Here is an 11,820-nt window from a genome sequence, read left to right as displayed (position 1 = left end):
TCGACTGGAATATCCCTCGAAGAACTCTGGAGACAATTAATTGGCAATTGTCACCAATATCGCGATGAGCCTATGCTCAAGGCGACCGGCTGACGAAATACGAAGGACGGGCTTATGCGATCCCATTCGGTGCTGATTGTGGGCGGCAGTCTCGTTGGCCTTTCCCAGGCCCTGTTCCTCGCCCGGCAAGGGGTGGACTGCGTCCTCGTGGAACGGCATCCGGGCCTGTCGATCCACCCGCGGGCCCGGGGCCTCAACCCCCGCACGATGGAACTTTTCCGCCAGGCGGGGATCGAGGACCGGCTCCGCGCCACCGAGTCCGCCCGGGCGCTCGCCGGCAACTCCGGCGTCGCCATGGTGGACACCCTCGCCGGGCAGGAGTTCACCCGGCTGGAGCAGGCCTACTTCATGGACACCGACACCGACTACTCGGCGCTCACCCCGGTGACGTGGTGCCTGTGCCATCAGGACGAGGCGGAGCCCATCATCGCCGACCGCGCCCGGGAGCTCGGAGCCGACATCCGCTTCGGCACGGAACTGGTGAAGTTCGAGCAGGGACCCGACGGGGTCACCGCGGTGGCCCGCGACCGCGCGAGCGGCGCCGAGGAGACCCTTCACGCCGGCTACCTCGTGGCGGCCGACGGCGCCCACAGCGGGATCCGCGAGGAGCTCGGCATCTCCACTCGGGGCCCGGGCACGTTGAGCGACTTCCTCAACATCTCCTTCACCGCCGACCTGCGCCCGGTGCTGGGCGAGCGCCGCTTCGTCATCTGCTACGTGCGCGCGCTTCCCATGCGGGCGGCGCTGCTGCCGGTCAACAACGCCGACCGGTGGCTCCTGCACGTCGAATGCGATCCCCGGCGGGCGGCCGCGATCAGCCCCGCGGAGTGCCGCGCCCTGGTGCGCGCCGCGGCCGGGACGGCCGACCTCGACGTCGTCATCAACCAGGCGGTCCCGTGGGAGATGGCCGGCCACATCGCGGAGACGTTCCAGTCGGGACGGGTCTTCCTGGTGGGGGACTCGGCCCACGTGATGCCTCCGACGGGCGCCTTCGGCTCCAACACCGGCGTCCAGGCCGCGCACAACCTCGCCTGGAAGCTCGCCGCCGTCCTCCGCCACGGAGCCTCGCCCACGCTGCTGGACAGCTATGACGCCGAGCGGCGGCCGGTCGCGGCGCGGACCGTGGAACAGGTGGTGCTGAGGTCCCGGGACCGCTCACGGATGACCCGGGCCGCCGAGCAGGGCGGCGAGCAGGGCGGCGGCCGGACGATCCGCCCCGACGCCGAGCTCATGTTCGCCCATCGTTACCGCTCCTCGGCCGTCGTCTCCGACACCGATCCCGCCACGGCGGGCGACGCCGGTTCCGGCACGGCCGGCGAGACGGGCGGCGCCGGCGACGGTGGCGCGGGCGTCGTCGCGGGCGGTGCCGACGCCGGTTTCGGCACGGCCGGCGAGGTGGGCGTGCGCGCTCCGCATCTCGTCCTGACCCGGGCGGGTGAGCGGCTCGCCGTGGGCGAGCTGTTCGGCGACGGCTTCGTGCTGCTGGCCGGCGCGGCGGGGGTGACCTGGACCGAGGCCGCCGCCGCCCTCGCCACCGAGAGCGGGATCCCGCTGGCCGCCTACCGGGTGGTGCCCGCGGTCTCCGGGCCGGACGACCGCGTGGACGGCCCCGGCCTGCTGGCCGACCCGGCCGGGGAGTGGGAACGCGCCTTCGGCGTGGGTCCCGCCGGAGCGGTGCTGGTCCGGCCGGACGGATTCGTCGGCTGGCGCTCGCCTGCCGGTCACCCGGATCCGCACCGGGCACTCGGGGAGGCGCTCTCCCGGATCCTGCACGGCGCTCCGGCCCCTTTCCTCGTCTGAAAGAACCCGATCCGAAAGGGAGTCAGGATGCGTCAGTATCGAACGGCGCTCGTCACCGGCGCCTCCGGCGGCCTGGGCGCGGAGTTCGCCAGGGAGCTCGCCGCGCGCGGCAGCGCCCTGGTGCTCGTGGCACGCGACGAGGTGCGCCTGGAGGAACTCGCACGGGAGCTGCGCAAGCGGCACGGCGTCGACGTCGCCGTCATGTCCGCGGACCTGTCCGACCCCGCCGGCCTGGCCCGGGTCGAGCGCCGCCTGTCCGCCGAGGAGCCCCCGATCGACCTGCTCGTCAACAACGCCGGGGTCATCGGCGAGGTGGGGCCGTTCGCCACCCGCGACCCCGACACCGAGGAGCGCAACCTCCGGCTCAACCTGCTCGCCGTGATGCGCCTGACCCACGCCGCCGTCGGCGGCATGGCCCGTCGCAGGCACGGCGGGGTGATCAACGTGTCGTCGGCCATGGGCTTCCTGCAGATTCCCGGGGGGTCGTCCTACGCGGCCGCGAAGTCCTTCGTCACCTCGCTCAGCCAGATCGTGCACAGCGAGGTGCGGCTGCTGGGCGTGCACGTGCTGGCGCTGTGCCCGGGATCCACCCGCACCAACCTGCACCGCTCGGGCACCAGGCGGGGATGGACGCTCGGCCGGGTCCGCGAGCCGGGGTTCGTGGTGCGCGAGGCGCTGGCGGCGCTGGCGGCCGGCCGGCCGGTGCACGTGCCGGGCGGGGAGTACAAGCTCAAGGTGTTCCTCGCCCGGCACGCGCCCCGGCGCCTGGTGAACCGCCTTCTCTACCCGGGGTGGGACGTGCAGACCTCTCGCCGGCTCGCCGAGTCCCTCGACGCCTGACCGGCCTGGCTACACCAGGGAGATCTGGCTGTTCTCGCCGAGGATCAGGCGGTGGCCGCCCCTGCCGGAACCCGCGCGGCCGGCGGAGCCCGCGCGGACCGAGGTGCCGGTGCCGATGACCGAGCCGTAGACCCCGCGGACGTCACGGATGGCCACCCGGTCCATGACGATCGAGTACTCCACCGTGGCGTCCTCGATGACGCACTGCTCCCCCACCGAGCTGTAGGGGCCGACGTAGCTGCCGTCGATGATCGACCCGGCGCCGATGACGAGGGGGCCGACCAGGCGGGACCGGGTGACGGTGGCCTGCTCCTCGATGATCACCCGGCCGATCACCTCGGTCTCGTCGTCGACCTTGCCGGCGATCCGCGAGCCGAGACAGTCCAGGACCGCCTGGTTGCTCTCCAGCAGGGTTTCGATCAGGCCCGCGTCCTGCCAGAAGCCCTCGTAGAGGTGGCCGCGGACGTCGTGGCCGGCCTGGACCAGCCACCCGATGGCGTCGGTGATCTCCAGCTCGCCGCGGGGGCTGGGAGAGATCGCCCGTACGGCCTCGTGGATGACCGGGGTGAAGACGTACATGCCCATCAGCGCGAGGTCGCCGGTGGGGTGTTTGGGCTTCTCCTCCACCCTGAGCACCCTGCCGTCGGCGTCCAGCACCGCCAGGCCGCCCTCCCGGGGGTCGGCGTGGTGGACGGTCACCTGCGCGTCGCAGGGCCGCGCCCGGAACCCCTCCACCAGCTCGGTGACGCCGTCGAGCACGATGTTGTCGCCGAGATACATCAGGAAGTCGTCGTCGCCCAGGAAGTCCCGCGCGATGACGACGGCGTGGGCCAGGCCGAGGGGGGCCGACTGGGGGATGTAGGTGACCTTCAGGCCGAACCGCTCGCCGTCGCCGACGGCCTCGCGGATGTCGGCCATCCGGTCGCCCACCACCAGTCCGACCTCGGTGATCCCGGCGTCCCGGATCGCCTCCAGGCCGTAGGCGAGCACCGGCTTGTTCGCCACGGGGACGAGCTGTTTGGGGATCGTATGGCTGAGGGGGCGCAGGCGCGTGCCACTGCCGCCCGACAGTACGAGAGCTTTCATCAATCCTCCTGGTGGATGGCCGAAGCCGGCACGTTTCGTGTGGAGTCGTACGCGTCGTCCCGGCCGGTGGCGAAGACCCGGCGGATCCTGCCGCCGAGCAGTGCCAGCGCGCCCGCCGCGACGAGCAGGGCGACACCGACCAGGAGGTAGTAGAGCGCCTGGGGAAGCGCGGCGGACAGGCGTACCACGATGCTGCCGAGGGAGGCGCCGAAGGCGACGAAGAGCCAGTACAGGCCCATCATGCGCACCCGGAAGGCCGGGGGCGCCGCGTCGGCCACGGCGCTCAGGCCGACGGGGCCGATCGCGATCTCGCCGCAGGCCTGCAGGAAGTAGACCGCGATCATCCACAGCACCGAGATCCGGCCGTCGCCCGCGACCGTGGCGGCGCCGTACATGATGCCGAAGCTGGAACCGGCGAAGACCATTCCCGCGACGAACTTCTCGCGCACCCCGAGCCGGTCGCCCAGACGCAGCCAGAGCCAGGCGAACAGCGGGGCCACGCAGATGAGGAACAAGGGGGTGGCGCTCTGCAGCCAGCTCGCCGGCATGGTGATCCCGAGGACCGTCCGGTCGACGTGATCGCGGGCGAACAGGTTGAGCAGCGACCCGGCCTGGCTGACGACCATCCAGAACAGCGCCGAGCAGAGCAGCAGCCAGGTGACGGCGCCCAGCCGGGTGCGGTCGGCGGCCGTCAGCTGCGGGTGCCGGCGCAGCGCTCGCAGGCACAGCGGCGGCGCGATCAGCGAGACGAGGCCGAGCGCGATGAGGACGTGCTCGATGGAGAAGGCGCCGCTCACCACGTCCACACACAGCAGGGGCACCACCACCGCGGCCGCGATCGCCGTGCGCCGGATCACGACGGACAACTCGGCGTCGGTGGCGGGATGGGCGGGCCGCTCCCCCTTGCCCGCGAAGTGCCGGGACCCGGCGGAGAACTGGACCAGCCCGAACGCCATCCCCACGGCCGCCGCCGCGAAGCCGGCGTGCCAGCTCACGTACTCGCCGAGGAAGCCGGTGACGATCGGCGCGAGGACGGCGCTGACCTGGATGCTCATGTAGAAGATGGAGAAGGCGGCCTCCCGCCGGATCGTCTCGCCGTAGAAGCGGCTCAGCAGCGCGCTCAGGCTGGGCTTGAGCAGGCCCGTGCCGAGCGCGATCAGGGCGAGGCCGGCGTAGGCGGACCCGGGCAGCGGGACGGCCATGCAGGCGTGGCCGGCGGTGATCAGGCAGCCGCCGTACATGATCGCTCGCCGCTCGCCGAGGATGCGGTCGCCGATCCACCCGCCGGGCTGGGCCAGCAGGAACACCGTCGCCATGTAGGCCCCGAACAGGGCGGCGGCGGTCTGGACGGACAGGCCGAGACCGCCCTGCTCCGCCGGCGTGACGGCGTACAGGACCAGGATGGCCTGCATGCCGTAGAAGCTGAAGCGTTCCCACATGTCGGTGAGGAACAGCGTGGCGAACCACCGGGGGTAACGCGACCAGGTGGACATCGGTCTCCTCCGGGCGAGGTGTACAGGCCATGTGATGGCCCGACCATCTCGGAATCGCCTCAAACCCGGATCGAAGATGCCTGGATCACTGTTCCAGCGGACCCCCAGTGCTATATGTTGACATTCTACGTGTAGAATGCATACTGCTTAAAGGGGCGATCATGGAAGTGCTCGACCTGGCCAGGCTGCAGTTCGCCGTGACGACGAGCTTCCACTTCCTCTTCGTCATCGTCACGCTGGGCCTCGCCCCGTTCGTCGCGTTCATGCAGACGCGCTACGCCTTCAGCGGCAAGGCGATCCATGAGCGCACGACGAAGTTCTGGGGACAGATCTACCTCATCAACTACGCCGTCGGGATCATCACGGGATTGTTGTTGGAGTTCCAGTTCGGGCTGAACTGGACCGGTCTGACGGCCTACACCGGCGACATCTTCGGGGCGCCGCTGGCCATGGAGACGCTGCTCGCCTTCTTCCTGGAGTCGACCTTCCTGGGCCTGTGGATCTTCGGCTGGGGAAGGCTGCCGAAGGTCGTCCACCTGCTGCTGTTCTACCTGGTGACGATCACCGCCTACATCTCGGCGTTCTGGATCGTCGTCGCGAACGGATACATGCAGCATCCGGTCGGCGACGTGGTCGAGAACGGCGCCGCCCGGCTGGCGGACCTGTCGGCCCTGCTCACCAACCCGAACGCGATGGCGGCGCTGCGGCACATCGTGGCCGCCGCCTTCCTGGTGGGCGGCTACCTGATCGCCGGGATCAGCGCCTGGCACCTGCGGCGCGGCACCGACGACCGCGACCTGCACGGCCGCGCGCTGCGGCTCGGCCTGCTCGTCGGCTTCGTCGCCTCCTGGTTCACCACCATCATGGGCGCCCGGCAGACCGACCTGCTCGTCACCATGCAGCCCTCGAAGATCGCCGTGATCGCCCCCGGCAAGCTGCAGGAGGCCGGGCAGACGGCCGTCGACCTGAGCGCCGGGACCCCGCCGGAGTGGATCAGGACCGCCTACGGCGTGATGCTCAACGTCGGCGAGGTCTACCAGTACATCGGCCTGATCTTCGTCCTGCTGCTGATCGGACGGTTCATCGAGCGGCGCCGCCTGGTGTTGCGCCTGCTCACCTGGATGATCCCGATCCCCTTCGTCTCGGTCGCCGCCGGCTGGCTGGTCCGGGAGGTCGGCCGGCAGCCGTGGGCGGTGTACGGCAGGCTCAAGACCGAGGATGCGCTCGCGCCGCTGTCCTTCGGCGCGGTCCTCGCCTCCCTGGTCGTCTTCACCGCCCTGTACGTCGTCTGCGTCGCCGTCGACTGGTCGCTCATCGCCAAGTACGCCCGGCGGGGCCCCGACGGCGTCGTGCTCGGCCGGACGCTGGCCGAGCTCGACCTGCAGGACCGCCGCCCCGACGAGGGACACGTTCCCATCCACTAGAGGAGAAATGCTCATGGACGTCGTCTGGCTCGCCGTTCTCACGTTATTGCTCGGCGGCTGGTCAGTGCTGGACGGGTTCGTGCTCGGCCTCGGCATGCTCCTGCCGCGACTCGGCGCCACCCCCGCCGAACGCCGGCTCGTGCTGACCGGTATGGGACCGTTCTTCCTGCCCAACGAGGTGTGGCTGATCGCCGGCGCCGGAGTCATGACCGGCGCGTTCCCCCATTTCGAGACCGATCTGTTCGCCGGCTGCTGGCCCGTCGTCGTCGCGCTCCTGGCCTCCTGGATCGCCAGGGACGCCGCGGTGTGGTTTCGCAGCCGCCGCGAGTCCGACGGGTGGCGCACGTGGTGGGACCGCACCCTCGCGGTGGCGAGCCTCTGCTTCGCGCTGGCCTTCGGCATCCTGATCGGCAACCTCGTCCAGGGCCTGCCCGGCCCCGGCGAGCGGAGCTTCCTGCACCTGATCAACCCGTTCACCCTCCTGTGCGGGCTCTCGGTGATGCTGCTGTTCGCCCTGCACGGAGCGGTGTTCGTCGCGCTGCGCGTGACGCACGCCCCGGGCGAGCGCGCCCAGGAGATCGCCACCGCGCTGGTACGGCCCACGCTGCTGGCCGTCGCGCTGACGGTGGTCGTCGGCGCCGTCTCGGGACAGGTCCGCGCCGCGCTCGACCTGCCGGTGCCCGCCCTGGTGCTGGCCGTCCTCGGCCTGGTCGCGGTCGCGCTGGCCGGGCAGGTGCTGGTGAAGCGGCCCGGACGGGCCTTCGCGCTGACCGCGGTGGGTGCGGGCATGCCCGGGCTGGTGGCCCTGATCGGGGGCGCCTCGGCCCTGCTGGAGGGAGCGGGCGACGCCGCCTCGCTGACCTTGTTCGCCCGGATGGGACTGCCGGTGCTGCCCGTGATCCTCATCGCCCAGGCCTGGTCGTGGTGGCTGTTCCGGCACCGGGTCGGCGAGCGCTCGGTGGTCTTCTTCTGAGACCCGGCGGCCGTCGGCGAGCGTGAGAGCGGCCCTCTTCGGAGGGCCGCCCGCCTTACCGGGACCGTCGCCTTCCGGAGAGGGACACCGGAGACCGGGCGCGAAGATCCGGCGTTCCTCTCCGGAAGGAGCGCGAGGCCGGTGACGGGACGAACTCCCGTCACCGGCCTCGTGTCGTTCCCGGCCGGGATTTCCCGGCCGGGTCTCAGGCGGTCGGCCTGCGTCCCGCCGAAAGCATCGAGATGCGGCGCATCGTGTTCTTCTTGAACTGCAGCAGGAAGTCCTCCGGCGTCTCCACGTGCCGGGTCTCGGCCATGTACGGGGCGAGCTTGAGCTCCAGACCGGGACGGCCCCCTCTGGCCGCCATGTAGCGGGCCACGTCGTCGAGCTTGCCGTCGTACTGGACGACCCGGATCATCGAGTCGTCCTTGACGAACAGGGCGACGGCGAGGATCAGGCCGACCTCCTCCCCGTGCTGGTCGCGCAGCGCCGGCCGCGCCTCGGCCTGGACCTCGGCGAAGACCTGGGCGATCTCGTCTTCGAACCCCGGCTTGACCCGGTAGCGCAGGGCGGCGAGCTCGGCGCCCGGACGCTCCTCGATCGCCCGCTGCTGCAGGCAGCGCATGGTGCTCTTGCCGAAGTAGGCGAGGAAGCCCTCTTCGGTGGAGGTGTCGCGCGGCTCGGCCAGATAGGGCGCGATGCGCTCCTCGGCCTCCCGCACTCCCCGCTGGGAGGCCATGTGACGGGCCACATCGTCGAGCTCGCCGTCGTACTGGATGACACGCACCATCGTGTCGTCCTGGATGAACAGTCCCGTGCCGAGGACCAGGCCGGTCTGGGAGCCCTGGCCGTCCCGCATGACGGGGGTGGCGGCGCGCTTGAAGTTGGCCGGTGAGAAGATCTCCGCGATCTCCTCCTCGGCACCCGGCTTGATCTTGTACGTGATGGCTGCGAAGGCCATGGACAGTCCTCTTCCTCTGGTTTCCTCTGGTCGGACTCTGGTCGAGCTCTGATCGGACTCCGGCCAGGCTCCGGTCGAGCTCCGGCCGGACTCTGATCGGGCTCCGGCCGAACTCCGGCCGGGCGCCGGCCGGATCCCGGATTCGCCGGCGTCAGGCGAGCAGCACCGCTCCGGCGCCGGTGACGGTCAACGCGGCCAGGGCCAGCGCCGTGCGCAGCAGGTGCCAGCCGCGCCACAGCGGGCGGGGGTCGTCCCAGTCCGCGGGGATCGCGGACACGTCGATCTCGTGCAGCGAGCGGTTGATCGGCACGTTGCACAGGTGGGACACGAACTGGGTGCCCAGCAGCAGGACGGCGCCCGTGGCGAAGAGCGGCCGGGCACCGCCCTCCCGCATGATCGCGAGGGCGATCTCGGTCAGCATCGTGGCGTTCACCAGCAACGGCATCAGCGGGTGGTAGCCCTTGCCGAGCAGCCGGTGCGCCTCGATGTAGCGGTCTGCGGGCATCGCGATCAGTGCCGGAAGCACGCTCACCGCCACCGCGACGAACACCCCGGCGACGACTCCGCACCCGACGAGGGCCACGACGCCCAGGACTTGCGCGAGCACGCTCACCTCCCTCCTTCCTCCGGTCGGGTCTTCCGATGGAGGCGATGGTCTCCGATCCGGCTCGAATCCCTCTGGAGGACCCATGGGGAGGCACGCCTTCAGCCGTCTTCGAGGCGCTTTCGAGCGGCATTTCCCACAGTCGAGGCAATCCGGCCGAAGGAAGAAGGAAAGGGGGCGAGGTGATCACGATCCTCATGCTCGTCACGTTGATCGGGAACGGCCTCGCGGCAGGCGTCCTGTTGTCGACCGTCCTGGGGGGCGTCCCGCTCCTGCTGAGCCTGCCGCCCGCCCGGTACGTGCACGCGCACGGCTTCCTCGCCCAGCGCTACGACCCGTTCATGCCGGTGACGCTGGCGGCGACGGCCGTCCTCGACGTCGTGCTGGCATGGCGCACCCCCGGCCTCACCGGCCAGGTGCTGTACGCGGCGGCGGCGGTGACCGTCGGGACGGTGATGGTGATCTCCGTCACGAAGAACGTTCCCATCAACAAATGGCTCATCTCGCTCGACCCCGACGAGCTGCCGCTCGACTGGGAGCGGCGCGACCCCCGGTACCGCTGGCGGACGTGGAATCTCGTCCGCACCGTGCTCGCGGTGACCGGCCTGCTGATCAACTTTGCGGCGAGCGCCAGCGCGCTCCTCTGAGAAGGGACCGCAGTCCATGGAGAACGGATCACCGGGGATCGTCGGCCCCCCTTACTCGGCGCGGCTTCCGGCGGCTGCCCGGCTGCTGCTGCTGACCAGCGGCAAGCGCATCACCCAGGTCGTCCATGTGGTCGCCGAACTGGGCATCGCCGACCATCTGGCCGACCACCCGCAGACCGCCGCCGAACTCGCCGAGGTGACCGGAACCCACGAGGAGTCGCTGGCGCGGGTGCTGCGCGCGGCGACGACCCTCGAGGTGCTGGAGGAACTGCCGGACGGCCGGTTCACGCTCACCGCCATGTCCGAGATGCTGCGCCGCGACAACCCCGACGGCGTCCTCGACATCGTCCTGCTCAACGGCGGGGAGCTGGTCTGGTCGCCGTACGGCGCCATCCTGCACACCGTACGCACCGGCGAGCCCGCTTTCGAGCACCTGTACGGCATGCCGTTCTTCGAATACCTGGAGACCCACAAGGACAGCGGGGCTCTCTTCGACAAGGCCATGGAGCACATGAGCCGGGTCACGGCCCGCGGCCTGTCGGGGCAGATCCGGCCCGAACGGTTCTCGCTGATCGCCGACGTCGGCGGCGGCCGGGGCCACTTCCTGCGCGAGCTCCTGCGCTCGGCCCCGCTGGCCCAGGGTGTCCTGTTCGACCTGCCGGCCGTGCTGCCCGAGGCGGAGCGGACCATGGCCGAGCTCGGGGTGGCGGGCCGAACGAAGTTCGTCGCCGGCGACTTCTTCGGCGAGGTCCCATCCGGCTGCGACGCCTACGTGCTCAAGGCCGTGCTGCACAACTGGGACGACGAGCGCGCCCTGGAGATCCTGTCACGTGTCCACGACGCGATGTCGGCCGGCTCCGACGCCCGCCTGTTCATCGTCGAGCAGGTCATCGGGCAGCCCAACCGGTGGGACCACGCGACGCTGCTGGACCTGGACATGATGCTGCGTTTCGGAGGACGTGAACGCGGCCTGGGAGAGTGGCGGCGCCTCATAGAGACGGCCGGGTTCGACCTCGTCAACGAGCCGGCCACCGGCGGCTGGGCGGTTCTGGAATGCCGGAGGAACGCGTGAACCTCGGACTGGAGGGCAAGACGGCCCTCGTGACGGGCGGCACCCGCGGCATCGGCCGTGCCATCGCCATCGCGCTGGCGGCGGCGGGCATGCGGGTGATGGTCTGCTACCGCAGCGACGACGAGGCGGCGGCCGAACTGCTGCGGGAGCTGAAGGCGGGCGGCGGCGACCATGCCGCCGTGCGCGCCGACGTCAGCCGCCCCGAGGATGTGGACCATCTCCTCGCGCAGTGCCGCGAGCGGCTGGGTGGCCTGGACGTCCTCGTCAACAACGCCGCCGTCATCGGCGACCAGCCGCTCGAGGGGCTGTCGATCGACGAGTGGCACCGGGTGGTGACCAACGACCTGACGAGCGTCTATCTCGTGGTGCGCGGGGCCCTGAGCCTGCTTCGGGACGGCGCCTCCATCGTCACCATCGGCTCGGCCGCCGCCCTCAAGGGACTGCCCGGCCGTGCGCACTACACGGCCGCGAAGTCGGGCCTGATCGGATTCAACCGCACGTTGTGCAAGGAACTCGGCCCCAGGGGCATACGCGCGAACCTGGTCGCTCCCGGGATCATCGACACCGACGAACCCCCGCAGCCCCCGTCCGGGCAGCACGGGCGGCTGGCGAAGCTGACCGCGCTGGGCCGGCTGGGAAGGCCCGACGAGGTGGCCGACGTCGTGCTGTTCCTCGCCGGCGACATGTCGCGGTACGTGACGGGCGAGACCATCACGGTCGACGGCGGGTTCTGAGGAAGGGTCCGACCGGACGCAGAACGCTGCCGGCGGCCGTCCGGCGGCCTCGTTTCCGGATCGATGGATCCGGGTGGCCGGCCCGCCCGCGCCCCGCGGCGTCGCGGACCCGGGCGGGGCCGGTCA

The 11,820-nt window shown here is 70.9% G+C and carries 11 protein-coding genes; 7 read left to right on the top strand and 4 right to left on the bottom strand.

What is annotated here, in order from left to right:
- Positions 1-114: 114 nt before the first annotated feature.
- Both ACQPYK_RS13190 and ACQPYK_RS13185 read left to right on the top strand, forming a co-directional pair.
- Positions 115-1,860: an FAD-dependent monooxygenase gene (locus ACQPYK_RS13190; protein WP_433254649.1), complete on the top strand. Its 1,746-nt coding sequence runs from the start codon at positions 115-117 to the stop codon at positions 1,858-1,860.
- Positions 1,861-1,887: 27 nt separating this feature from the next.
- The gene (locus tag ACQPYK_RS13185; RefSeq protein WP_433254646.1) at positions 1,888-2,700 is read left to right on the top strand and encodes an SDR family NAD(P)-dependent oxidoreductase; all 813 of its coding nucleotides are present in this window, start codon (positions 1,888-1,890) and stop codon (positions 2,698-2,700) included.
- Positions 2,701-2,709: 9 nt separating this feature from the next.
- Here ACQPYK_RS13185 and ACQPYK_RS13180 read toward each other — a convergent pair whose 3' ends face one another.
- Positions 2,710-3,786, bottom strand: coding sequence for a glucose-1-phosphate thymidylyltransferase (locus tag ACQPYK_RS13180; protein ID WP_433254643.1), 1,077 nt, complete (start codon positions 3,784-3,786; stop codon positions 2,710-2,712).
- Entirely contained in the window at positions 3,786-5,279 is a 1,494-nt protein-coding gene (locus ACQPYK_RS13175) for a peptide MFS transporter (protein ID WP_433254640.1), read from the bottom strand. Before ACQPYK_RS13175 ends, ACQPYK_RS13180 begins: the two co-directional genes overlap by 1 nt.
- 161 nt (positions 5,280-5,440) lie before the next feature.
- Between ACQPYK_RS13175 and ACQPYK_RS13170 the strand changes: the two genes are divergently transcribed.
- Positions 5,441-6,703: a cytochrome ubiquinol oxidase subunit I gene (locus tag ACQPYK_RS13170; RefSeq protein ID WP_433254638.1), complete on the top strand. Its 1,263-nt coding sequence runs from the start codon at positions 5,441-5,443 to the stop codon at positions 6,701-6,703.
- A gap of 13 nt (positions 6,704-6,716) precedes the next feature.
- Entirely contained in the window at positions 6,717-7,676 is a 960-nt protein-coding gene (gene cydB / locus ACQPYK_RS13165; RefSeq protein ID WP_433254635.1) for a cytochrome d ubiquinol oxidase subunit II, read from the top strand.
- A gap of 205 nt (positions 7,677-7,881) precedes the next feature.
- Here cydB and ACQPYK_RS13160 read toward each other — a convergent pair whose 3' ends face one another.
- On the bottom strand, positions 7,882-8,637 hold the full coding sequence (locus ACQPYK_RS13160) for a SchA/CurD-like domain-containing protein (RefSeq protein WP_433254632.1): 756 nt from the start codon (positions 8,635-8,637) through the stop codon (positions 7,882-7,884).
- Between the two features lie 151 nt (positions 8,638-8,788).
- On the bottom strand, positions 8,789-9,244 hold the full coding sequence (locus ACQPYK_RS13155) for an anthrone oxygenase family protein (RefSeq protein WP_433254629.1): 456 nt from the start codon (positions 9,242-9,244) through the stop codon (positions 8,789-8,791).
- 179 nt (positions 9,245-9,423) lie between these two features.
- On the opposite strand from ACQPYK_RS13155, the gene ACQPYK_RS13150 reads away from it, so the two are divergent.
- Genes ACQPYK_RS13150 through ACQPYK_RS13140 form a run of 3 tightly spaced genes read left to right on the top strand, consistent with a single transcriptional unit; the run spans position 9,424 to position 11,694 of the window.
- Positions 9,424-9,888 (top strand): anthrone oxygenase family protein, encoded by a 465-nt coding sequence (locus tag ACQPYK_RS13150; RefSeq protein ID WP_433254626.1) that lies wholly within the window; start codon positions 9,424-9,426, stop codon positions 9,886-9,888.
- Between the two features lie 16 nt (positions 9,889-9,904).
- Positions 9,905-10,960, top strand: coding sequence for a methyltransferase (locus tag ACQPYK_RS13145; RefSeq protein WP_433254623.1), 1,056 nt, complete (start codon positions 9,905-9,907; stop codon positions 10,958-10,960).
- Positions 10,957-11,694 carry an SDR family NAD(P)-dependent oxidoreductase gene (locus ACQPYK_RS13140; RefSeq protein ID WP_433254621.1) on the top strand — a complete coding sequence of 246 codons (738 nt, stop codon included), beginning with the start codon at positions 10,957-10,959 and terminating at the stop codon, positions 11,692-11,694. Before ACQPYK_RS13145 ends, ACQPYK_RS13140 begins: the two co-directional genes overlap by 4 nt.
- Positions 11,695-11,820 lie beyond the last annotated feature (126 nt).

The sequence above is a fragment of the Streptosporangium sp. CA-135522 genome (assembly GCF_050949235.1).
In the GTDB taxonomy this organism is placed as follows: Bacteria; Actinomycetota; Actinomycetes; order Streptosporangiales; family Streptosporangiaceae; genus Streptosporangium.
Note: the sequence above shows the minus strand (reverse complement) of the source record. Positions and strands in the feature narration are given on the sequence as shown.